The 22799-nt window shown below is 42.6% G+C and carries 23 protein-coding genes; 2 read left to right on the forward strand and 21 right to left on the reverse strand.

Annotated elements, in window-relative coordinates:
* Positions 1–135: 135 nt before the first annotated feature.
* The 8 genes from LQ216_RS07440 to LQ216_RS07475 are packed head-to-tail and all read right to left on the reverse strand — an operon-like array spanning position 136 to position 6531.
* Positions 136–1434: a NarK family nitrate/nitrite MFS transporter gene (locus LQ216_RS07440; protein ID WP_230128478.1), complete on the reverse strand. Its 1299-nt coding sequence runs from the start codon at positions 1432–1434 to the stop codon at positions 136–138.
* Positions 1427–1711, reverse strand: coding sequence for a hypothetical protein (locus LQ216_RS07445; RefSeq protein WP_230128480.1), 285 nt, complete (start codon positions 1709–1711; stop codon positions 1427–1429). Before LQ216_RS07445 ends, LQ216_RS07440 begins: the two co-directional genes overlap by 8 nt.
* Entirely contained in the window at positions 1698–2006 is a 309-nt protein-coding gene (locus LQ216_RS07450; protein ID WP_230128481.1) for a hypothetical protein, read from the reverse strand. The genes LQ216_RS07445 and LQ216_RS07450 overlap by 14 nt, the downstream gene beginning before the upstream one ends.
* A gap of 2 nt (positions 2007–2008) precedes the next feature.
* Positions 2009–2206 carry a hypothetical protein gene (locus LQ216_RS07455; RefSeq protein ID WP_230128482.1) on the reverse strand — a complete coding sequence of 66 codons (198 nt, stop codon included), beginning with the start codon at positions 2204–2206 and terminating at the stop codon, positions 2009–2011.
* On the reverse strand, positions 2196–2720 hold the full coding sequence (locus tag LQ216_RS07460) for a Rieske (2Fe-2S) protein (RefSeq protein WP_230128483.1): 525 nt from the start codon (positions 2718–2720) through the stop codon (positions 2196–2198). Before LQ216_RS07460 ends, LQ216_RS07455 begins: the two co-directional genes overlap by 11 nt.
* Positions 2721–2732: 12 nt before the next feature.
* Positions 2733–3293, reverse strand: a complete 561-nt coding sequence (locus LQ216_RS07465; protein WP_117304645.1) for a 4Fe-4S dicluster domain-containing protein — start codon at positions 3291–3293, stop codon at positions 2733–2735.
* On the reverse strand, positions 3294–5462 hold the full coding sequence (gene fdhF, locus LQ216_RS07470; RefSeq protein ID WP_230128484.1) for a formate dehydrogenase subunit alpha: 2169 nt from the start codon (positions 5460–5462) through the stop codon (positions 3294–3296).
* Positions 5449–6531 (reverse strand): hypothetical protein, encoded by a 1083-nt coding sequence (locus LQ216_RS07475; RefSeq protein WP_230128485.1) that lies wholly within the window; start codon positions 6529–6531, stop codon positions 5449–5451. The genes fdhF and LQ216_RS07475 overlap by 14 nt, the downstream gene beginning before the upstream one ends.
* 698 nt (positions 6532–7229) lie before the next feature.
* Here LQ216_RS07475 and LQ216_RS07480 point away from each other — a divergent pair.
* Entirely contained in the window at positions 7230–8645 is a 1416-nt protein-coding gene (locus LQ216_RS07480) for an NAD-dependent succinate-semialdehyde dehydrogenase (RefSeq protein WP_230128487.1), read from the forward strand.
* Positions 8646–8804: 159 nt separating this feature from the next.
* Here LQ216_RS07480 and LQ216_RS07485 read toward each other — a convergent pair whose 3' ends face one another.
* Positions 8805–9566: a class I SAM-dependent methyltransferase gene (locus LQ216_RS07485; protein WP_230128489.1), complete on the reverse strand. Its 762-nt coding sequence runs from the start codon at positions 9564–9566 to the stop codon at positions 8805–8807.
* A 167-nt stretch (positions 9567–9733) separates the two neighbouring features.
* Between LQ216_RS07485 and LQ216_RS07490 the strand changes: the two genes are divergently transcribed.
* The gene (locus LQ216_RS07490; protein ID WP_230128491.1) at positions 9734–10105 is read left to right on the forward strand and encodes a VOC family protein; all 372 of its coding nucleotides are present in this window, start codon (positions 9734–9736) and stop codon (positions 10103–10105) included.
* 121 nt (positions 10106–10226) lie between these two features.
* Here LQ216_RS07490 and LQ216_RS07495 read toward each other — a convergent pair whose 3' ends face one another.
* The 12 genes from LQ216_RS07495 to LQ216_RS07555 form a co-directional block, all read right to left on the reverse strand.
* On the reverse strand, positions 10227–11156 hold the full coding sequence (locus tag LQ216_RS07495; RefSeq protein WP_230128493.1) for an SDR family NAD(P)-dependent oxidoreductase: 930 nt from the start codon (positions 11154–11156) through the stop codon (positions 10227–10229).
* Between the two features lie 50 nt (positions 11157–11206).
* Positions 11207–11779 (reverse strand): TetR/AcrR family transcriptional regulator, encoded by a 573-nt coding sequence (locus LQ216_RS07500; RefSeq protein WP_230128495.1) that lies wholly within the window; start codon positions 11777–11779, stop codon positions 11207–11209.
* 288 nt (positions 11780–12067) lie between these two features.
* Positions 12068–12226, reverse strand: coding sequence for a hypothetical protein (locus tag LQ216_RS07505; RefSeq protein ID WP_230128497.1), 159 nt, complete (start codon positions 12224–12226; stop codon positions 12068–12070).
* 38 nt (positions 12227–12264) lie between these two features.
* Positions 12265–12627, reverse strand: coding sequence for a P-II family nitrogen regulator (locus LQ216_RS07510; protein ID WP_230128500.1), 363 nt, complete (start codon positions 12625–12627; stop codon positions 12265–12267).
* A gap of 12 nt (positions 12628–12639) precedes the next feature.
* Complete coding sequence (locus LQ216_RS07515) at positions 12640–13866, reverse strand: ammonium transporter (protein WP_230128502.1); 1227 nt, start codon at positions 13864–13866, stop codon at positions 12640–12642.
* Between the two features lie 178 nt (positions 13867–14044).
* Positions 14045–15781: a glycine betaine ABC transporter substrate-binding protein gene (locus LQ216_RS20345; protein WP_290369244.1), complete on the reverse strand. Its 1737-nt coding sequence runs from the start codon at positions 15779–15781 to the stop codon at positions 14045–14047.
* The gene (locus LQ216_RS07530; protein WP_230128504.1) at positions 15782–16987 is read right to left on the reverse strand and encodes a glycine betaine/L-proline ABC transporter ATP-binding protein; all 1206 of its coding nucleotides are present in this window, start codon (positions 16985–16987) and stop codon (positions 15782–15784) included.
* Positions 16988–17417: 430 nt separating this feature from the next.
* On the reverse strand, positions 17418–17621 hold the full coding sequence (locus LQ216_RS07535; RefSeq protein WP_230128506.1) for a YbdD/YjiX family protein: 204 nt from the start codon (positions 17619–17621) through the stop codon (positions 17418–17420).
* A 13-nt stretch (positions 17622–17634) separates the two neighbouring features.
* Positions 17635–19686 (reverse strand): carbon starvation CstA family protein, encoded by a 2052-nt coding sequence (locus LQ216_RS07540; protein ID WP_230128508.1) that lies wholly within the window; start codon positions 19684–19686, stop codon positions 17635–17637.
* 223 nt (positions 19687–19909) lie between these two features.
* Positions 19910–20167, reverse strand: coding sequence for a type B 50S ribosomal protein L31 (locus LQ216_RS07545; RefSeq protein ID WP_230128510.1), 258 nt, complete (start codon positions 20165–20167; stop codon positions 19910–19912).
* 150 nt (positions 20168–20317) lie between these two features.
* A complete protein-coding gene (locus LQ216_RS07550; protein WP_230128512.1) occupies positions 20318–20749 on the reverse strand; it encodes a DUF4064 domain-containing protein in 432 nt (143 codons plus the stop codon).
* Positions 20750–21026: 277 nt separating this feature from the next.
* Entirely contained in the window at positions 21027–22763 is a 1737-nt protein-coding gene (locus tag LQ216_RS07555) for an ABC transporter ATP-binding protein (protein WP_230128810.1), read from the reverse strand.
* Positions 22764–22799 lie beyond the last annotated feature (36 nt).

Raw genomic sequence — 22799 nt, forward strand, 5'->3', positions numbered from 1 at the left:
AGAGTTTTGTTTGTTTTACTGTTAGCGCTCATTTTTTTGATGAAAGCAATAGTCTAAGAAAACAATAGAATTCCACTTTTGGGCGCGTGGCTTAAAAGTGGAATCCTAAAGTTTTAATAAAATGTGTTATTTTTCTTAATGAACATATAGTTCAGCTGTTTTTTCAGATGTTTTTCTTTGATAGAAGTACCAGTTTAATCCTAATGAAATCGCATAGAAAGCGATGAAGAAGTAGAATGCCGTTACTGGTGTTCCTGTTGTAGATACGGACCATCCGAAAAGCTTAGGAATCAAGAAGGATCCGTAAGCCGCGAAAGCTGCCGTGAAGCCTAGAACCGGCGCCGCTTCTTTTACAGGAAACAAGAAGGGGATCATCTGGAAAGTAGATCCAGATCCCATACCTGAGGCAATGAATAATACAAGGAATGATGCCAGGAATCCGCCAAAGTTACCTAGATTCAAGAAGTAAATGACACCAAGTGCTCCAATACTCATTGCTACGAGAACGATGTTCGTGATACGGGCACCTCCGAATTTATCAGAAATCCAGCCACCGACAGGACGTGCCGCCGCCGCAAGGAACGCACCTAAGAAAGCAAGGTTTAAGTGTTCCGGAAACTGAGATTTCAGAAGCAGCGGGAATGCCGCGGAATATCCGATAAAAGAACCAAAAGTCGCGACATACAGCCAAGTCATGATCCAGGTGTGCTTGCGTTTTACAATGACAAATTGATCTGACACTGATTGCTTTGTACCCGGAAGATTATCCATTCCGAAGTAAGCGGCAATTGTCAAAATGATAATCGGAATGACCCAAATAAACGCTGCGTTTTGAAGCCAAATTTGCTGGCCATTATCTAATGTAACGCCGCCACCTACAATTGAGAAAGTGCTTGCGGCGATGATTAAAGGAGTAACAAACTGAACGACTGAAACCCCCATGTTTCCAAGTCCGCCATTGATTCCGAGCGCTGTTCCTTTTTCTTTTTTCGGAAAGAAGAAGGAGATATTCGCAACAGCCGAAGAGAAGTTACCTCCGCCGAGACCGCAAAGAGCAGCCAACAATACCATGACAGAGTAAGGCGTGTCAGGATTTTGGACGGCCATCCCGATACCAATGGAAGGAATTAAGAGAATACCTGTTGAAAACACAACCCAGTTCCTGCCTCCAAATTTACCGACGCCAAATGTATAAAAGAAACGCAGGGTTGCTCCGACAAGCCCCGGGATGGCTGCGAGTGAAAATAATTCACTGTCTGAAAAATTAAAGCCGACGTCATTCAACCTAACTGCTACAACAGACCAGATTTGCCATACGATAAATGCCATCATTAATGTTGGAACAGAGATCCAAAGATTCCTTCTCGCGTGCTTTTTTCCCTCTTCTTGCCAAAACTTCTCGTCTTCAGGGTTCCATTGCGTAATTCTACTCATGGAAATCATCCACCTTTTTTATAATATAAGTAAGGTCAGCTACTTGATCGAAGGCCGCCCACTTGTTACCCGTTTTTGATACTTCACTTGTTAATGGAATAGCCAGGAAATACACATTATCGAAATACAGACGAAGATGCGTGCCATCAGGACATATCTCGACTTTTCGAATATTTTTCCTGACAGACGGCGCCATCTCTCCTTGCTGGTCGAGAATGGCCGTTTCAACATCATGAGAAACAAACTGCTTCCATTCCTCGATATTAAAGACTGCCACGTGTGCCACATCCTTTAGCGGGATAGATATACATTTGATATCCTTGGAGGTATTGCCAGAACTGCACTCCCGCATTCTCTTCAAGGTAGCCGAGCGTTTCATTCTCGGAATGCCAATTGCTCATCCCTTTTACTTCAGCCACCACGATTTCCACGCCATCGGCCATCTTCTCTTCCAGATACCAGTTTAGCCGCTTGCCTTTGAACACTTCCTGCAGGATGCCATCAATTTCACCGGCAAACCCACCCGCTTCTCCTCTGATAAAACAAAAATCAAGATACGTTTCATTGTTCATAATTACTTCCCACCTTCGCTTTTTCGGTCCCGTTTATATATCAAGAAAGCAATCGGGAACAAGATCAGGTTCAAACCGCAGAATATAAGGACGTTTACATAATTTTCATGATAATATTGATGAACGACATATTGCGTGAAAATAATATTCAGAAGCAAGATCCCACAAAGTATCGCTACACTTACATATCTAGGATTCATAGCGCTTCACCCTTACTGCGTAAATGGCATCTTTATCCACTTTTACGACAATTTCAGGAAGCGGGCGTCTCGGTGGTCCTGCCGTAGGAGCACCAGTTTCTACATCGAATTTGCCGTGATGGCAAGGACAAATCAGATCTCCTTCTTCCTTCACCCAATAAACCGGGCAGCGAAGATGGGTACAGGCGTTTTGATAGGCGACATATTTATTTTCTGACAGCCTGACTAAAAGCGCACTGTCATGCTCGCCGGGAAACGCGAATTCAACCGCGTCTCCTACTTTTACCGACTTCACGTCGGCAATCTTTTTATGCGGATATTCTTTATCGCCAAGTCCCATCAATTCCTTGGCCGCAACGCCTCCCCAAGGAAGGGTCGATACGGCAAACAGTCCGGCCGCACCAACCATCGTTTTCATGAAGCCGCGGCGATCGAGCTTTCTTTCGTTGTTGCGGTTGATATTATGGGTGTAATTATCTTCATTGAACGGGATTTTATCGTTTTCACCACTCACTCGATTCCCCTCCTAAAATAGTTTGGTAACTCCCTGCAAGATTCCAGGGAGATTTACTTTTACATTCGTTTCACTTTCCAGATAAGGCATGCTTGTTACCCATTTATCGTTATCAAGGTTAAATTGTTGTTTCTTGTTTTCAATTTCTTCATCAGTCAGCCACTGCAGTGTGTTTGTCGGGCAAACGCTGGCACACATTGGCGGGATTCCGTCTTTCGTACGGTCAATACATAAGTCACATTTATACATCAGGTTTTGTTCGGTATCGAACTTCGGAATGCCATATGGGCAAGCAATCGTACAGTTCTGGCAGCCGATGCATTTTTCAACAAGCGCGGATAAAACGGCGCCTGTTTCGTGAATCTGGATCGCCTGTGCCGGACAGCTTCTTGCACAGGCCGGGTTTACGCAGTGAAGGCACATAAGAGGCATCGTTTGCGTATTCACGAGAGGATTTACATCGTAAACATAGTTACGGTTACGCTCTTCATGTCCTCCGCACTGTGTGCAAGCAGCGAGACAAGACCGGCAGCCTATACAATTTTCAAGTTCGATATAGAGCCTCTTTTTCATCTACTGCACCTTCTTTATTTCTATTTTTTCGATCTCAGCCGCGCACACTTTGAATTCCGGCATTTTGGAGATCGGATCAAGCGCCGGGTTCGTCAAGATATTTGCGGCCTTCTCAAAGTCCCAATGGTAAGGAACGAATACCGTATCTTTCCGAATGGCCTCTGTTATTTTCACTTTATAAATGACTTCTCCTCTGCGGGTAAACAGCCGCACTTTTTCTTCATGGGAAATATCATACTTTTTCGCTGTTTCCGGATGCACTTCGACAAACGGTTCAGGACTCATATCATTCAAGAATTGAATTCTTCTAGTCTGGTTGCCTGATAGATAGTGGTAAACCACCCGTCCTGTTGTTAGACGGAGCGGATACTCTTCGTCTGGTTCTTCAGCTGGCGGTGTGTATGGTAGGGCGAAAATTTTCGCCTTGCCGTCCGGATGATAGAATTTTTTATCTAAGAACATATGAGGTGTTCCTGGATCATCTTCGCTCTTACACGGCCAAAATACGCCGTTTTGCTTTTCGATTTTTTCCCAGGTAACTCCGTAATAATCGGCATTTCCGCCTTTAGAAGCTCTTCGCAGTTCATCAAAAATGTCTTTGGATGTTTTTAAGTGTGAAAAATACTTTCCGCGGCCAAGGCGTTCTGCTAGTTCCACTTGGATCTGCCAGTCCGGCTTAGATTCCCCTAACGGCTTCTGGGCCCTGTTAATTTTGATGACGCGGCCCTCTACATTCGTTGTCGTTCCTTCATCCTCTGCCCAACTCGTAGTTGGAAGCACTACATCCGCATATTCAGCCGATTCAGAAAGGAAGAAGTCGACACATACCATGAAATCTAACTGTTTTAGCATTTTGCGCACATAATTCGCGTTAGGTGCAGAAACGACTGGATTTGAACAAAGAAGATAAAGAGAGCGAATCGTCTTTTGCTCCATCAAGCCAAACATTTCATAAGCGGACACTCCCGCTTCCGGCATTTCTTCCGGCTTGATGCCCCACACTTCGGCTACTTCCTTTACGTGCTGAGGATTGGTAATTTTTCGGTATCCTGGCAGGGCATCAGCTTTTTGCCCGTGCTCCCGCCCGCCTTGTCCGTTTCCTTGGCCTGTGATCGTACCAACTCCCGCTTTCGGACGGCCAATGTTACCAGTAACGAGCGCCATATTGATATAGGCAGAAACGTTGTCTACCCCTTTCACCTGTTGTTCGATTCCTCTTGCAAACAACACGATGGCATTCGGCGCTTTGCCGTACAGTTCAGCAGCGCGAATGATTTTTTCCGGAGCTACGCCTGTAATTTGACTCGTATATTCTGGTGTGAATTCTTTGACAACTTGCTTTGTTTCTTCAAAGCCGTTTGTGTGATTTTTTACAAATTCTTCGTCAACATGACCATTTTCAATAAGTAAATGTAAGATTCCGTTAGCAAGGGCAAGATCAGTCCCTGGTCTTAGGTCGAGATGTACATCTGCTCTTCTGGCAATCGGTGTTTCCCGCGGGTCGGCAATAATCAAATATCCGCCTCTTTCCTGGACAGCCCAGATACGGAACATCGAAGTCGGATGGCATTCTGCCGTATTGCTTCCAGCCAGAAACAAGCAATCTGTTTCATGAATATCAGTCCAAGGTAAGGTTGAACCTCTATCGACACCGAGTGAACGATTAATGCCGCCGGCTGCACTAGCCATACAAAAACGTCCGTTATAATCGATGTATCTCGTTTGAAGCGCGACACGGGCAAATTTTCCTGTTAAATAACATTTTTCATTTGTCATAGAAACGCCGCCGTATACTGAGAGGCTATCTTTTCCATAGTTTTGCTGAAGCTCTTTAAATCTTTTCACGATTAGGTCGTAAGCCTCATCCCAAGTCGCTTCACGGAAACCTTCTTTTGTTCCTTTTAAAGAAGCATCGTCGCGGATTAATGGCTTTAAAAGCCGGTCTTTATGGTTTGTCTGCTGGTAAGCGGTAACGCCTTTCGGACACATTTTCCCTAGCGTTACCGGCCAATCGTAACGAGGCTCAACGCCGATGATTTTATTTGTCGATGTATTCACCCTTAAGTTCATTCCGCACTGCATCGCACAATAGCTGCAATGTGTTGGAACAAGCGTTTCATTTGGATGATTCAGGTTCTCTATTTCTTTTAAAAACTTATCCCTTTGCATTCTGGTTAGCCTCCTTGACTTTTATCTCGTGGGTAGGTATTCCTGAAAATTGAGCAATTCTATATTTTCTCCGGCATGGAAGGCAAAGCTCTGCAAGATGAAAGCCATCCTCTTTTTTGAAATTCATATGATTTACACTTAATACATCCATTACATCGCCCGCTTGTTCGGTAGAAACAAAACCTTCGCCGCAAACCTTGCATTCTTTCATTGAAGCTTCTCCGTAATGCTCGCGGTAGTTCTTCGCAAACACGCTCATCGGCCTAAAAGGAATGTGGGCAAGCTTCCCAAACGGGAGGTAAATCAAGGTAACGATTACCGAGTATTGATGAATCAGAGACATCACCGGCTGTCCCCAGCCATGTAAGAATACGTTCAGGAAAGTCAGCATTAAACCTGTGATTGAAATCAGCAATAGCAGGTAAAGCGGTAAGAAATCGTAAATGAACTTTTGCTCCGCGCGGGCCTGCATATTCTTCAATCGGCGGTAAAGCGCCATCGATACACCCGCTATGACCATGATTGCTGATATATTAAGAGCATTGTAGGAAAGTTGGGCGAGTATCCCGTTTGCCGGGATGTTAACCAGGTTCAGGCCAAGCAGCACGACTGTGTAATACCCATTGTCATCCATCGTGAAATACATCCATCCGAAGACCAGCGGGAAAGTCACCAGGCATGCAAGCATGCAGCCCCCGCCCATCAATACGTGCTGGGCCCATCGGTAAATACCCCGATTCCAAATGAACTTGTAAGTAACCAAATGCGTTGTTGCCGTTTTAGGCGTCGATTTTCTAAAAAGGAGTTTGATTCCTTTTTTTATGATTATTTTTGTGGGCGGCCGTTCTCCCCATGCGATGAATCGATAAAAGAAACCTCCGAGAAAAACGATGGTCCCGACCATATAACCGTATAAATTTAAATCAATATGAGTAAGCATCCTGGTACCGATAAACGTTAGAATCGCCAGACCCAGTACCGACAAGAACATTGATTTCGCAAAATGCGACGCAAAGGCATGATTGATAGAGCGTTCCGCCTTTTTATCGATGGTTATTGTTTCCTGCATTTTTCCTTCCCCCTGTTTCGTAAGCTTTATCTGTAATTAATTCTATGAAATTCCCGTTCAATTCCATATCGGGGAAACTCCCCATCTGAGGGGGGAAATTCCCCTATCTTTCCTCCGTTTGGACACATTTTTGTCAAAATGTTGAGATTGATGGAATTCGAGCATATATTCCAAATTGCAGGCCTATCTCTCAGATTTCGGTCATATCCCCGATTTCGGGCATATATCTCAGATTTCGAGCATATATCTCATTTTTCGGGCATATATTTTAAATTTCGGTCATATCACCGGTTTCGGGCATATATCTCAAATTTCGAACATATATCTCAGATTTCGAGCATATATCTCATTTTTCGGGCATATATTTTAAACGGTCATATCACCGGTTTCGGGCATATATCTCGAATTTCGAGCATATATCTCAGATTTCGGTCATATATCTCGTTTTTCGGACATATATTTTAGATTTCGGGCATATCCCCGGTTTCGGGCATATATCTTAAATTCCGAGCATATATCTCAGATTTCGGGCATATATCTCATTTTTCGGTCATATATTTTAAATTTCGGTCATATAATTAATTAACAAGGGAAAAGATCACTATCGGACTCTTTTTGTAAGCAGATATTTATAGAGGCAGGTAGGAATCATTTATAATAGAAGGAAATAACTTCAATTAAATAAAGGAGGGTTTTTCATGGAACAGTATAAAATGTTTATTAATGGCGAGTGGACAGACGGGGGCCTCGATACAATCGAGGTGAAAAACCCTGCTACAGGTCACGTTTTCGCAACGGTTCCAAATGGTGGTTCACGTGAAGGCAAGCTAGCTGCAGATGCCGCTTATGAAGCATTTAGCGAATGGTCCGCTTATTCAGTGTACGAACGCTCGGATCTTATTCGAAAATGGTACGACTTAATCAATGACAACATTGACGAACTTGCAGAAATCATGACTACTGAACAAGGAAAACCTTTGAAAGAAGCAAAAGGTGAAATGGCGTATGCAAATGGGTTCCTATCGTGGTATGCCGAGGAAGGGAAGCGGGTCTACGGCGAAACGATTCCGGCGACGCAACGGAATAAACGGCTCTTCGTTTCTAAACAGCCAGTCGGTGTTGTGGCGGTCATCACTCCATGGAATTTCCCGGCAGCGATGATTACCCGCAAGGTAGCGCCAGCCTTGGCAACCGGCTGCACGGTCGTAATCAAACCAGCTGAATTAACTCCTTTAACCGCTTTAAAAATGGCCGAGCTTGCCGAAAAAGCAGGGATTCCTAAAGGAGTAATCAATGTTGTAACAGGGGATGCCAAGGAGATCGGGGAAGCCTGGCTTCAGGACGATCGTGTAAGAAAACTGACCTTTACCGGTTCCACCGCTGTCGGAAAGCAGTTGATGAAAGGCTCCGCTGATACTGTAAAAAAAGTATCTCTTGAGCTTGGTGGCCATGCCCCTGTTATCGTATTGGAAGATGCGGATCTGGATAAAGCCGTGGAAGGAGTCATCACTTCTAAATTCCGTAACGCCGGGCAGACCTGTGTTTGCTCAAACCGAGTCTATGTCCATGAATCGATTTATCAGGAATTTATTGACCGTCTTATTCCAAAGGTAAAAGAATTAAAAGTAGGAAACGGTTTGGAAGAAGGAATCGATATCGGGCCGCTTATCAATGAACGGGCAGTAGAAAAAGTACAGAACCACATTGATGATGCAATCAAGTTGGGGGCAAAGGTCGAGGCTGGCGGCAAATCGAAAGATCTATTCGTCGAACCAACCGTTCTGTCCAATATTGATGACAGTATGCTTTGCATGCATGAGGAAACGTTCGGGCCAGTCATGCCGATTGCTCCTTTTAAAACAACCGAAGAAGCGATTCAGCGTGCGAATGATTCCATTTACGGCCTGGCCGCCTATGTTTTCACAGAAAACATTTCAAAAGGCATTCGCACTGTTGAAGCTCTCGAATATGGAATTGTCGGCTTAAACGATGGACTTCCATCAACACCGCAAGCCCCATTCGGCGGCTTCAAGCAAAGCGGGTTGGGTCGCGAAGGCGGTCACTTTGGGATTGAAGAATTCCTCGAAGTGAAATATATTTCATTGGGATTATAAATTTCAGCTTACTGCTGGGCTGAGAATTGGTTTTGCTTAAATGACAGGGATTTTCGCTTAATTGGAGGGTGTTTTCTCTTAAATCATTTTCATTGTTCCAATCATGTAGTCTTTCAATTAAAAACCAGCCTGCAATTTTGCCAGGCTGGTTCTCTTTCTTTATTCCTTTATCCCAATCACTTGAATTCTTTTATAATCCGCTACCCATTCACCTTTTCGCCTTGAAATTCCACTTAAGCTTTTTTCAGCTTCTGTAATGATTGTATCCTTTGTCTCAACATCTAATCCATCAAACATGCTGTCGGCGAACATTTCGATCCAATTTCTTAATCCGTTATCCCCTTCTAAAGGTGTCGGTCTGTCAAAGTGGTGTGCATATCTAACTCTAAAACCCTCATTTTCCATTAACGATGAATATTCACCAATACTCGGAAAATACCACGGGAATTTTTCAACATCATATCCAATCCCAAACTTTCCAAACTGAGTGATGATCTCATCGGTAATGATCTGGACATTCCCTTTGCCACCAAACTCGGCAACAAACCGCCCACCTTGCTTTAAGGATGTATAAATACGATCCAATGCTTTTTCAGGAGGTTTCACCCAATGGAGTGTAGCGTTAGAAAAAACGGCATCAAATTGATTATCATAATCTAAATTCAATGCATCCTCGACTTCAAACTTGATATCTGGATACTTAATCTGTGCTTGTTGAATCATATTGTCCGACTTATCCACACCGATAATATGTACCCCCATTTTTTTAAGAGCATTGGCCAAATCTCCTGTGCCGCAACCAAGATCAAGAATATGCTCACCTTCACTTGGTGCCAACATTTTAACTACATCTTCTCCAAACTTCGAAACAAATGAGTGTTTTGCATCATATAGATTTGCATTCCAGTAATCCTTTTTCATATTATTCCCCACCTTAATCTCCAAAGTGTACCATATTTACCCTTAACATTCTGAAAATTTGAAAACATCACCATGCTTGATTAATAATGTAAAAAAAAGATAAAATGAATGATGTTCAGTCATGATTATATAAATTAAAAAATGCCTGTCAGAAGGAGCTATTAATAATGATTACGAAAATCGCAACTACAGCTGTTTATGTAGAGGACCAGCAAAAAGCAAAGGCTTTCTGGACTGAAAAAGTCGGATTTGATATTTTCGCGGAAAAGCAAATGGGGCCCCCTGGAAGCTTCTGGCTTGAAGTAGGGCCAAAGGGTGCAGGGACCGCGCTTGTTATCTATCCGAAAAGCATGATGACGAATTGGGCAGAACTAAAGCCATCCATCGTATTTTTAACCGATGATATTAAAGAAACATATCAAACAATGAAAGACAACGGAGTGGTATTCGAAGGGGAGCTTAATGAAATGCAATGGGGCACCTTTGCAACCTTCAAAGATGAGGATGGAAATTCGTTTTTATTAAAAGGTAAAGAATAAGCTAAATACAGATGGAAATCGAAGTTGAACCTCCGATTCCCATCTGTTTTATTTACATTGTCATTCCCATGAGTATTACTTCCTGCCCGAACCTATGGAAAGACTGTGTCACCTGCACCATTTATCCTCGAAGATGATTTATCGTTTGTTCTATCCCAGTTCGATAAGGAGTGCGCGGAAGCATTCCAATTTCACGTTCATACTTGCTACCATCGAGTACGACCGGTTCTTCCGTCAAATAATACATCTCCACAAATTCCTTCATAAACTTATCAAACAGACCAATGAACTGAATCATCTTCTTTGAAACTGTTGGAACACTTTTGTTATATCCCGTAATGCCCTTTGCTAGTTGGACAATTTCTTCTCCCGTGATTGTTCCTGCGCCCGGGATATTCCAATTGTGCCCGTATGCTTTTTCGTTTAAAGCCAGCTCGACCATTGTTTTTGCTCCATCAGGTGTATAAATATATTCCCTGGCGATTGATTGATTTCCTATAAATCTTGCTTTTTTATTTTTCACTATATTATCTAGAGTATAATTTAACAAAGTATTACCCGCGTTTGGTCCGTAAAAGTCTGGAAAGTGAGCGATAAATTGCGGCACGCCTGATTGTTTAGCCATTTCTTCTAAGTCCAATCGGATTTTACCCTTTTTCGTATGAGGATGCTTTCTCACTTCCTCATTTAATGGGGGGGCACCATTGCTCCTGCCATAAGCATAGATATTATCTACGATAGCAAGTTTTGCACCAGATGCCTTTGCCGCTTCTAGAATATTTTTCATTAGCTTAGGCTGTTTATCTCGCCATTCTTGGTAAGGAATATTGATAGCATGAAAAATGACATCGACACCTTTTGAAGCCTCTTCTACATTTCTTTTATTAAAAACATCCCCAGAAAACACAGTGACTGGATGCTGTTTAAAAAGTTTTTCCAATTTTTCTTTGTTTCTTGCAAAAACAGTTACATCAATGTCTCTTTGGATCAACTCATTTACTATTGCACTGCCCATACTTCCTGATGCCCCTAACACCAACGCCTTTTTCATAATGCTCCTCCTCTTATTATCCAGTGGTCAATAAAAAATTAAAAAATTTTTCACATATCAATCGCCTTCAAAAGCAACATGACATGCGATTCCGCAATATCCTTTACATCTTCATAAGTTTGACCTGTTCTGCAATAAATGGCTACAAAACCATGAATGCTTAAAAAAATTGACCAGATAATCTTAGTGTTTGCCTTCATCGCGCTTAGTTCATAAACAGCTTTCGCGAATCGTTCATAGCTAAGATTAGGTTCATTTTGAAGATGCATTTGTACTTCTTCATCCCTTATTAAGAACATGATTTCATAATGATTGGGATAGGTAAGCCCGAACTTAATGAAGCCAAGTAAAATTTGCATAATTTTTTCCCTGTCCCCTATGTCTTGCTCGATGATTTTTTCAAGTACTCCATCTAAAAGGGAAAAGTCTTCTTTAACCAATGCATAAAAAAGTTCAGCTTTATTCTCAAAATGATAATAAATCGCACCATGTGTATAATTGAGTTCTTTTGCAATCTTTCTCATTGAGACGTTCTGATATCCTTCTTTTGCAAAGAGGTTTCTTGCTGTATCCAAAATTATTTCTCTGGAGAGTTCTTTATCAACGGCTTTTCTTGGTGTCATGAATAATTTCTCCTTTTATTGACCACTGTTTAATTTATATTGTAAAGTAATTCCATTGTGATTTCAATAAGAAAAGCGCAAGCGCCCTGCAAGTAATGAACGTCGACTAATACCTGCCACATCGTGTGGCAAACGTCGACGCCAGCCCATCCTGGGCAAGTCCGACAAGCATAAGGCGGACCTCGTAGGAGGGCCTGCCCTCCGGAGAGGGGTGACTTATGACCTCGAGGGGCTGGGCGCTGGAGCTAGACATCAATACATATTGAAAATTTTATACTTTCTTCTTTTTTATATAGATTTTTCCCGGCATTTCAAAAGTTCTTCCAGATCTTTCAAAGGCAGGTTATTCAAATAATTTTGATCGTCGGGCTGATAGATTTTTTCACTGATGAGCGTATTAATGATTTTTTGTCTTTTCGCGTAGACCAGCTTCACTAATTTCCCCATGGTCCCCCTCCGTATTCTCTATTCGCCCTGGATCATGCTTACTTATCATTCTTTAAGGCAGCATGCCCTTCTTCCCCGGTTCTGATTTTTATGACATTGGATAATTCATAAATGAATATCTTCCCGTCCCCCGGCTTTCCGGTGTTGAAAAATTTTCTGGCAACATCGACAACTTCCTGTACAGGAACTTCACAGACCACTATCTCAATCTTAATCCGGTCATGCAGGGAGATCTCTCTTTTTACTCCTCTGTACGTTTCAACAAATCCTTTTTGAAGGCCGGTTCCTTTTACATCAGAAACCGTTATGCCGCTCACTCCGATTTTAGCAAGCTCCTGTTTAAATTGGTCGAATTTATTCGGACGTGTTACGATTTCTATTTTTGTTAACACCTCTCCCATGTGGATTCCCCCTTAAAAGTTCGTTTCATGGTATGCTTTTTCGCCATGAAGCGTAATATCAAGTCCCAATGACTCTTGTTCTTCATCGACCCGAATCGGCACGAATAGATTAATTACTTTTGCAATGACGTACGTGATTACCGCGACAAAGATAAAAGTAGCTACAATGGCAACAATTTGCTTCCATAATAAGCTGAAATCGCCTGAGATGAGACCATCCGCACCAGCTGAGTTAACAGAGGTTGTCGCAAACAGACCTGTAGCAATTCCACCCCATGTACCACCGATACCATGAAGTCCGAATGCGTCCAATGCATCGTCGTACCCAAGTTTTTTCTTTAAAAACGTGACGCCCCAGAAGCATACGATGCCTCCAACAAGACCGATAATAATGGATGAAGCAGGAGTGACAAATCCGCATGCCGGTGTGATGGCGACCAGGCCTGATATCGCTCCTGAAAGACCACCAAGCATGGTCGGTTTTTTATTAACTGAGTACTCGACCAGCAACCAGCCAAGAATACCTGCAGAGGCAGCAACGGCCGTGTTAACAAAAACCGTCATCGCAACTTCGTTAATCGTCAAGGCACTTCCGACGTTAAAGCCATACCAGCCGAACCAAATCAGTGTTGCCCCTAAAAACGTCAGTGGCAGATTATGTGGAGAACTGGATTCAATATCCTTTCGTTTTCCTAACATAATGGCCAGCACCAACCCTGTCACACCGGAGGAGATATGCACAACATTGCCTCCCGCGAAATCCAGGGCACCAAGCTCTCTTAACCAGCCGCCAACTCCCCATACCCAGTGCGCTACCGGAGCATATGCGAGCAAGGACCATGCGATAATAAAAATAATAAAGGCTGAAAAACGCATCCGCTCGGCAAATCCGCCTGAGATGATCGCAACAGTTAAGACAGCGAAAGTCATTTGGAACATCATGAACATGTTATGAGGAATGGTCGCACTGTAGTCAGCGTTAGGTTCAAAGCCAACCCCTTTTAACCCAGCCCAATCCAGATTTCCGATAAAAGCATTACCTCCTGTCGAGAAGGAAAGTGAATAGCCTACAAGAACCCAAAGAATCGAGACAAGTGCCATCGGCATATAGCTGTGCATGGCTGTACTCAGCACATTTTTACTTTTAACCATCCCCCCGTAAAATAATGCAATTCCCGGTGTCATTAGCCATACCAATAATGTTGCAAGAAACATAAAAACTGAATCACCCATCTGCATCTTTATTCCACCCTTCTGTTATTTTAATATGTTATATTTCCTAACATAAAAATGTTATTAAAACTATCATATATTCTGAAAAGTAAAAATTCAAGTAAAATATTTAATAAATTAAAAATAATGTTACTTTTCCTTACATCAAAATAAAAAGGTACCCACAATGGGTACCTTTTAGAAATTATTTTTTTAGATCTTCTATAGAATCGATCTCCATATATTCAGGAACACTCAATCCCAGCTTGGTCCCCTCCAGATTCGCTCCAAGGTCGACCAATTCATCTTTATATCTTTCGAAATAATCAGCATGTGTGGTCGGAAGCCAGGCGGCAACCATTGCATCAGCACTTCCGTCAGCTATCCCTGCAAACATTGGGCCGGCCTCAACTTGTTTCATATTGACTTTGTAGCCGTACTGCTCCAAAGCTTCGCTGATGACGTTCGTACTGGCAATCTCAGATTCCCAGGCAACATAGACAAGTACAATTTCCTGTCCGTTCCCTCTCTCAGCTCCTTTTGTCCACTGCTGAACCTCTTTGGAATGGGATTTTATCCATTTCTTTGCAGCCTCTTTTGGATCCATTCCTTCTTGGGTATCCACCATTACTTCTTCCATATCGCTTGGTTTCCAATAAAACTGGTCTAACACCTTATATGCACCGGGTGTTTCTTCCTCAAAATCTTTTCTTACAACCGTATGAATATCTTCATCTTCACCATAGGAACCTTTTGGATCCTCCAGATATTTCAAATCGTATTTTTGGTACATCCAATGAGGTGTCCAGCCAGTAATGATAATCGGTTCTTTATCTTCGTACGCTTTCTGGAGTTCAGCTGTCATCGCAGTTGAAGAACCTTCCCTCAATGTCCAATCAGATAATTCATAATCCTCCATGGCCTTTTCAGTTGCTTTCATCAGCCCTGCGCCCGGGTCTATTCCGGTAATTTCATAATTAACTGCATCACCGACATTTTCAGAAGAAGCTTTGTCAGTATCTGCATCTGCCTCTACGATACCAAAGTAAACGAAAGCAGCTATAAAAACAGCCCCCACTATTCCGAAAACAATTTTTCGACTGACCTTTTCAGCATATGCTGGTTTTCTTAGATTTTGTGAGATACGGTCTAAGATAATCGCGATGATAACGATGGATAAGCCTGCTTCAAAACCTTGCCCGACTTGAATTTGAGTAACCGCCCGATACACTTCTGCTCCCAATCCCGGAGCACCTACTAGAGAGGCAATAACAACCATGGAAAGGGAAAGCATAATGCTCTGGTTAACACCTGCGAGAATGGTCGGTGCTGCCAATGGAATTTGAACCTTGATGAGCCTTTGCCCTGTTGTCGATCCAAAAGCCTCGGTAGCCTCAATTAAATCACCCGGCACCTCCCGAATCCCTAAGTTGGTTAGTCTTATGGTCGGCGCTACTGCAAAAATAACAGAAGCAATAATACCCGGAACGACACCGATTCCAAAGAATAAAATAGACGGAATCAAGTACACAAACGCTGGCATGGTCTGCATAAAGTCCAGAATCGGCATGACGATTTTCTTTGCTGTATCACTTTGGGATATCCAAATGCCGATCGGAATACCGATCAAAATCGTAATGATTCCCGATGAGAGCACCAACGCAAGCGTGTCTATTGTCGCGTCCCAATAACCGAGATTTTCTATTAATAGTAATGATATTAATGTAAATAGTCCCAGTGTCCACCTGCTTGTATATAAGGTTAAAAGGGTTAAAATGATGATCAGGATGAGTGGCGGTCCCGCTCCTAGAACCTTAACGAGGATATCCAAAGTCCACTCGATTGCATTTGTTAAAAAGTCAAAAAAACCGCCGAACGCCACCGTTATCCAATCGACAAGCCTGTCAATCCAGGAACCAAGAGGTATTTTTGGTAAATTCATTTAATCACTTCCCATTTCGTTTAAAGAAACCTTATTGCCAGCAAGAGCGCCAATAACCGCACCTCTAATAATGATTCCTTTTAGTCTGTTTTCATCGTCTACCACTGACAGCGGCAAATTCGAGGTAGCAATTTCATCTAATAGTTCAGAAATAATAACGTTCTCACCGACAGTAGGGATATCTGTTGTCATCGCTTCAGCAATGGTTTGGTTATTTTTTATGGCGTCTGATGCTTGTTCAGCCGTCAAAGCCCCAAGCAGCTTTTTCTTCCTGTCCACAACGAATATCATGGAATAACCTTGCTCTCTCATGATTTGCAGAGCCACACGCGGGCCTCTATCCACCGAGATTCTCTCCGCTCTTTTCATAACATGAGAAGCAGTGAGCACTCTTGATAGGTCGACATCCTCGACGAATCGTTCTACGTATTCATTTGCGGGACTCATCATGATTTCTTCAGGTGTGCCCAGTTGAATGATGCTGCCGTCCTTCATCAAGGCGATCCTGTCTCCTATTCTTAATGCTTCATCTAAATCATGAGTAATGAAAATAATTGTTTTTTTAAAGTTCTCCTGGATTTCCAGCAACTCATCTTGCATATCTTTTCGAATGAGCGGATCAAGAGCACTGAAAGCTTCATCCATCAATACAATGTCCGTATCACTGGCAAGCGCCCTGGCAAGTCCGACCCGTTGTTGCATTCCACCGCTCAACTGAGAGGGAAATTGATTTTCATAACCCTTCAAACCTACTACTTCCAAAGACTTAAGAGCCTTTTCTCTCCGTTCATTTTCAGGCAGTTTTTGGACTTCAAGGCCGTACTCTGTGTTTTCCAGAATCGTTCTATGTGGAAAAAGAGCGAAATTCTGAAAGACCATGCTGATTTTTTTTCTTCGGGTTTCCCGCAAACGGGCCGGATTCATTTTGACCAGGTCTTCCCCGTCAATTAAAATCTCACCTGAGGTCGGTGCGATCAGTCGATTAAACATACGGATTAAAGTAGATTTACCGCTACCTGACAGCCCCATGATCACAAAAATTTCTCCTGGGTAAATCTCAAAATTAGCTTTATTCACACCAACAGTCTGTCCAGTTTCTTTTAAAATGTCCTTCTTAGAATATCCTTTTTTCAATAATTCAATTGCAGCCTTTGGCGATTTCCCAAAGATCTTTGTAACATCCTTTACGATTACATTAGGTTTCATTATTTTCCCCCCAGATAGTTTTTAGCCCCATTAATTATTCATCAATTCATTGAAACAACTTATTCATCGAAATGGAAAATCGGGATTTTCTTATTAAAAGGGTTTTTCAAAGTGGAAGTTTTTATTCCTTTATGGCACGGCATGCCGATTTTCGAGAGTTATTAATTTGAAGGGCGGAGCAGACCGCATACTTGCAGTAGGTTAATGCCGAAGAAATAAAAAAACAGGCTCACAACAAATCCCTGAACGACAGGAATTTGTCGGCCTTCATAATACACCTTACACTTATTAAAAAAGGGATTCAACTATAAAGGGTTAAATAATAGCCATTTCATTGTTCTGCCTGCTATAGAGAAAGCAATTCAACAAAATCCATTCCACCAAAAAAAGGGTTCCCGTCACAAATGGGAACCCTTTCTTTATTATTATTTTAACAACATCGGGAAATTTTACCGCCTTTTGCGTTAAATCTTTCTTCCTGTGCTTCACAGAAAAATTCTTTACGACTCTTTACGGGCTCACTAGGGTGATGCGCTTGCATATGATCCATATAGGTTTCATAAGACGGCACACCAACCAGCAGGCTGATAAATTGTTTTCGATAGCTTAATATTTCGGATATTTTTTTTATCATGATTTCCCTCCAGTTAAGTACGGGATACATATGGTGTTTCATGCAGCGTTACTTCCTGTTTCTTGAAGATTTTTATCCAAAGTCGGACAGCCGATATGAAGACGGTAATAACAACTATCATGAAGAAAGCACAAAGGGCTGCATCCACATAATCATTAAATAACACTTGCTTCATTTGGCCCATGTTTGCTGCTGGAGCTAGGACCTCTCCCTTGTCGATCGAATCCTTGAAAACTTGTGCATGGGATAAGAAACCAACTCTTGGATTTTCATGGAATAATTTTTGCCATCCAGCAGTCATGGTTGCGATTAAAATAAATGTTGTAGGCAGAAGAGTGATCCATGTATAAGCTTTTTTGCCCATTTTGAACAGGACTGTCGTTCCAAGCAACAGGGCAATTCCAGCAAGCATCTGGTTTGCTATACCAAATAACGGCCATAGCGTGTTGATTCCGCCTAACGGATCGATTACTCCCTGGTATAGGAAGTATCCCCAACCCCCAACACATAGTGCGGTCGCAATGATATTCGGCACCCAAGCATCTGTTTTGGCAAATGGTTTATAGACGGTACCAATAATATCTTGGATCATGAACCGCCCTACCCTGGTCCCCGCATCAATTGTCGTTAAGATAAACAATGCTTCAAAAAGGATCGCAAAGTGATACCAGAATGCCATCATCGCATCACCGCCGATTACCTCGGAAAAAATGACAGCCATCCCAATCGCAAGTGTCGGAGCACCGCCTGTACGGGATATGATTGATTCTTCACCTACTTTATCGGCAAGATCGGTTAAGTCATTCGGTGTCAGTGCGAAGCCCCAATCTGAGATTGTTGCGGCAACAGCGACAGGTTCTGTCCCGATTACGGCAGGTGGGCTGTTAATCGCAAAGTAAATCCCCGGCGTCAAAACACACGCTGCAATCATGGCCATAACGGCTACAAATGATTCTGTAAGCATCGCTCCGTAACCGATTGGCCGCGCGTGTGATTCACGCTCAATCATCTTAGGCGTTGTACCGGATGAGACGAGTGAGTGGAAACCAGAAACGGCTCCACAAGCGATCGTAATGAATAAGAACGGGAAGAGATTCCCTGAGAAAACAGGACCTGTTCCATCAATAAATTGAGTGACCGCAGGCATCTCCAGATTTGGCGCCACTACAAGAATTCCGATTGCCAAACCTACGATCGTTCCAACCTTTAAAAACGTACTCAAATAATCCCGAGGAGCGAGCAATAGCCATACTGGCAGTACTGAAGCTATAAACCCATAAGCGATCATCATCAGTGCAATCGATTCACCTGAGAATGTAAACATGGCTGCAAGTGAAGGATTTTCTGATACCAATTGACCTCCATATAGAGAAAGGAGCAATAACACAATCCCTATGATTGAAGCTTCGCCCACTCGCCCAGGACGTATGTATCGCATGTAAATCCCCATGAATATTGCGATTGGAATAGTCGCCGCAATCGTGAACATCCCCCACGGGCTTCCTACAAGTGCTTTCACGACTACTAAAGCAAGAACCGCTAATAAAATAACCATAATTCCCAGAATACCAACCATCGCAATCAACCCTGTAACAGGGCCCATTTCTTCTTTAATGATTTCGCCGAGCGATTTTCCGTTTCTACGCATGGAACCGAACAAAATAATAAAATCCTGTACGGCGCCTGCTAATACACAGCCGACTACAATCCACAGGGTTCCAGGCAGATAACCCATTTGTGCAGCTAGAATTGGACCGACGAGCGGGCCTGCACCTGCGATAGCCGCAAAGTGATGGCCGAAAAGCACCCATTTATTTGTCGGGACATAATCTTTTCCATCATTATTCGCCTCTGCAGGCGTCTGACGTGTATCATCCAACTCAAATACTTTTTGTGCAATAAATTTACTATAAAAGCGGTAAGCAACAGCATATACACAAACAGCAGCAACCACAATCCAAATTGCATTAATACTCTCTCCGCGCTTTAAGGCAACGACCCCAAAACTGACGGCTCCAATAGCGGAAATTAATCCCCATAGAAGAATCGATTTAAGCGCTCTCAATATTTCCCCACCTCTCTGGTTCGTTCGTCTCTTTGTTTGATGTCTTTTCTTACAAATTTAAAGAATTAAGCTGTATTCAACCCTCCTCTATTTAGAATTTTCTCTCTATTTTGAATTATAAATTAAGCCTTGTCTTAAAACAATTGATTTCTCACAATAATATTAATATAGTGAAAATCTAATAAAAAAAAGCCTACATCAACTAGTGATGCAGGCTTCCGTATTATTCGTCTTCTTTTTTGAGATTATATTTCTGCATGAACCGTTCCGCTCTTCCGTCTTTATCCGCGAACTTTTGCCGTCCGGTATAAAACGGATGGGTATCTGAACTCACTTCCACCTTATGTAGTGGATACGTGTTGCCATCTTCCCAATCAATCGTCTCATTCGATGGTTTCGTTGATCCGCTTAAAAAAGTAAAGCCGCTGTTCGTATCCATATACACTACTTTACGATAGTCTGGATGTATTTCTGGTTTCAAGCTTATCACCTCATTAATAGTTTATATGTATATAATAAACGTAATGATTACGATTTACAAAAAATATGCTCATAGGAAAAAGAACCAACCCTGATTCTCTTTCCTGGCATTGAAATAGACGACTCCATTAACCACTTGATACCGATCTCTTTACAGGACGACTGGGTCATCCGTCTTAGGTTTACGGACAAGGCACATAATTCCGGCAATTAGATAAAGAAGCCCTGGCAAGAAACCCGCTCCAACAGAGACTAAACCAACTAGGACGGCGCCAACAATAAATACGATTCCCGCTGCCTTAGGTTTTCTTTTTAGTAAGAAAACAGCAATTAGCCCAAACACAAATCCCAAAATAGCTGCAACGATAAGTAACCAGCCAATCGGTCCTAATATGTCCATACCATCCATAATCATCTCCACATCGCCGGAGTTCAATGTCGGATCATTAGCGAATTCATTTTCCATTCCTCGTTGGAAATCCTCACTTCCCTGAAAGAAAATAAATATCGCTCCCAGCCCCGTCATGAGGGCTGATAAAATGACCCCGATAATTCCTAACACATATTCACCTGTACGTTTCATAAAAAAACCTCCCCGTTTCTAACAATCTGCATTTTAAAAATTATGTAGAAAAATGCCACTTATCAAATACCCCAATTCCTGCGCATTTACACTTTGAAAACGGGATATCCTTTCAATTATACGAGAACTACCCTGATAAGTTTCATTTTAGTTTTAAAATAGGACTTTTGGTGTAAGGGGAGACTCATTAAATGGCAGGCCTTAAGGCAGAGTTAGACATAGCTGCACTATGGCAGAAATGGAAGTTTAACCAAAAAAGGACTCTTTACAGTCCTTTTCATCCGGTCAAATGTTCTTTTCCCTGCAGCTGGCTATGATAAAGTCCATAATAGAAACCTTTTTCACTCAGAAGTGATTCATGTGTCCCTTTTTCAATAATCCGACCTTCCTCTAAGACGAGAATCTGATCGGCCTGCTGGATGGTACCCAGCCTGTGGGCAATGACAAAACTGGTTCTTCCCTTCATCAACCGCTGCAGCGCCTCTTGTATTTTCAACTCCGTAATTGTATCTATGCTGCTTGTCGCTTCGTCCAGTATCAATATGATCGGATCAGCCAAAATGGCACGGGCAATCGAAAGCAGCTGTCTTTGTCCCTGGCTGATCCCGCCGCCGTCCTGTTTTAAAACCGTATCATATTGGTCTGGCAACTTCATGATAAATGAATGGGCATTCGCTGATCTGGCTGCTTCCTCTACCTCTATGTCCGTAGCATCGAGCCTTCCGTAACGGATGTTTTCCCGGATGCTTCCTTGAAACAAAAATGAATCCTGGAGCACAAACCCCATATGCCGTCTCAGGCTTTCCCTTTTAATACTATTGATATCATGGCCATCCACCAAAATCCGCCCGCTATCTGGATTATAAAAACGGGATAACAAATTAATGATGGTCGTTTTTCCTGCACCTGTTGGCCCAACCAGCGCAACCGTTTCACCCTTTGGAACTTGAAAGCTGACATCTCTTATCGTATTTCCGTCTTTTTCATAGGAAAAAGTAACATGTTCAAATTCCACATTCCCATCGATTCTTTCAAGACGTTCAGCTTGTTTTTCATCCTGTTCTTCTTTTTCCTCATCCAGGATTTCAAATACCCTTTCTGCGCCGGCCACCGCGGAAAGAAGCGTATTAAACTGGTTGGAAAGATCATTTAAAGGGCGGGTAAATTGTCTCGAATACTCTGTAAAAATAACAATGGTCCCGATTGATATGATGTCCCTCAAAGCTAGAATTCCTCCAACTCCAGCAATGATGGCAAAGCTGAGGTTATTTAATACATTCATCAACTTCGGGATAAATCCCGAGTATGCCTGCGCCAAATAGCCAGACTGCCTCAGCTTTCCGCTTCGTTCGATAAAATCGCCGAGCACCTGCTTTTCCTGGGAGAATGTTTTAACAATTCGTTGGCCTGAAATTGTTTCCTCAATAAAACCGTTTAATTCGCCAAGATTCCGCTGTTGTTCCTTAAACAGCCTGCCTGTTCTGCTCGTAATCCACCTCATTCCGGCAAACATCAACGGCACAATTAGCAATGTCAGCAACGTCAACAATGGACTGAGCCAAAGCATCACTCCCACTGTCCCAGCAAGTGTCAATATGCTTGAGAAAATCTGGATAACCGAGCTGTTTAGGGTGGAGCTGACATTTTCAATATCGTTCGTCACCCGGCTCATCAGTTCTCCATGCTGGCGATGATCGAAAAAGGGAATCGGCAGTTTCTGCAGCTGCTCGAAAAGCTCATTGCGCATCACTTTAACCGTATCCTGGGCAATCCCAATCATCCAAAAGTTTTGCAGCCAGGTTGACAGCGAGTAAAAGGCATAGACAAAAGACAAACCTAGCAACAGCTTAAGAAAACCACTGTTTTCTCTTGTCATGATATAGTCATCGATCGCCGTACCTACCAGATAAGGTCCGAGAAGACCTAGCGCAGAGCTTATGACGATCATGAACAAAACAAGAATCAATAAAACTTTATTAGCAGCTAGGTACTTCCATATCCGTTTTATCGTCATCGACCAGTCCTGTGGCTTTGATTTATTTCTCCTGAC

This window comes from Bacillus sp. CECT 9360 (assembly GCF_918741275.1).
In the GTDB taxonomy this organism is placed as follows: domain Bacteria; phylum Bacillota; class Bacilli; order Bacillales; family DSM-1321; genus Peribacillus.

Bases quoted from the DNA above. Each gene is read 5' to 3' on its own strand.
- LQ216_RS07550 (WP_230128512.1), bottom strand. From the start codon at position 20,749: ATGAAACGTACAGGTGAATATGTGTTAGGAATTATCGGGGTCATTTTA.
- LQ216_RS07505 (WP_230128497.1), bottom strand. From the start codon at position 12,226: ATGGGGAAATTAGTGAAGCTGGTCTACGCGAAAAGACAAAAAATCATT.
- LQ216_RS07480 (WP_230128487.1), top strand. From the start codon at position 7,230: ATGGAACAGTATAAAATGTTTATTAATGGCGAGTGGACAGACGGGGGC.
- LQ216_RS07475 (WP_230128485.1), bottom strand. From the start codon at position 6,531: ATGCAGGAAACAATAACCATCGATAAAAAGGCGGAACGCTCTATCAAT.
- LQ216_RS07440 (WP_230128478.1), bottom strand. From the start codon at position 1,434: ATGAGTAGAATTACGCAATGGAACCCTGAAGACGAGAAGTTTTGGCAA.
- LQ216_RS07535 (WP_230128506.1), bottom strand. From the start codon at position 17,621: ATGATAAAAAAAATATCCGAAATATTAAGCTATCGAAAACAATTTATC.
- LQ216_RS07495 (WP_230128493.1), bottom strand. From the start codon at position 11,156: ATGAAAAAGGCGTTGGTGTTAGGGGCATCAGGAAGTATGGGCAGTGCA.
- LQ216_RS07490 (WP_230128491.1), top strand. From the start codon at position 9,734: ATGATTACGAAAATCGCAACTACAGCTGTTTATGTAGAGGACCAGCAA.
- LQ216_RS20345 (WP_290369244.1), bottom strand. From the start codon at position 15,781: ATGAATTTACCAAAAATACCTCTTGGTTCCTGGATTGACAGGCTTGTC.
- LQ216_RS07515 (WP_230128502.1), bottom strand. From the start codon at position 13,866: ATGCAGATGGGTGATTCAGTTTTTATGTTTCTTGCAACATTATTGGTA.
- LQ216_RS07465 (WP_117304645.1), bottom strand. From the start codon at position 3,293: ATGAAAAAGAGGCTCTATATCGAACTTGAAAATTGTATAGGCTGCCGG.
- LQ216_RS07530 (WP_230128504.1), bottom strand. From the start codon at position 16,987: ATGAAACCTAATGTAATCGTAAAGGATGTTACAAAGATCTTTGGGAAA.
- LQ216_RS07455 (WP_230128482.1), bottom strand. From the start codon at position 2,206: ATGAATCCTAGATATGTAAGTGTAGCGATACTTTGTGGGATCTTGCTT.
- LQ216_RS07555 (WP_230128810.1), bottom strand. From the start codon at position 22,763: ATGACGATAAAACGGATATGGAAGTACCTAGCTGCTAATAAAGTTTTA.
- LQ216_RS07510 (WP_230128500.1), bottom strand. From the start codon at position 12,627: ATGGGAGAGGTGTTAACAAAAATAGAAATCGTAACACGTCCGAATAAA.
- LQ216_RS07450 (WP_230128481.1), bottom strand. From the start codon at position 2,006: ATGAACAATGAAACGTATCTTGATTTTTGTTTTATCAGAGGAGAAGCG.
- LQ216_RS07500 (WP_230128495.1), bottom strand. From the start codon at position 11,779: ATGACACCAAGAAAAGCCGTTGATAAAGAACTCTCCAGAGAAATAATT.
- LQ216_RS07485 (WP_230128489.1), bottom strand. From the start codon at position 9,566: ATGAAAAAGGATTACTGGAATGCAAATCTATATGATGCAAAACACTCA.
- fdhF (WP_230128484.1), bottom strand. From the start codon at position 5,462: ATGCAAAGGGATAAGTTTTTAAAAGAAATAGAGAACCTGAATCATCCA.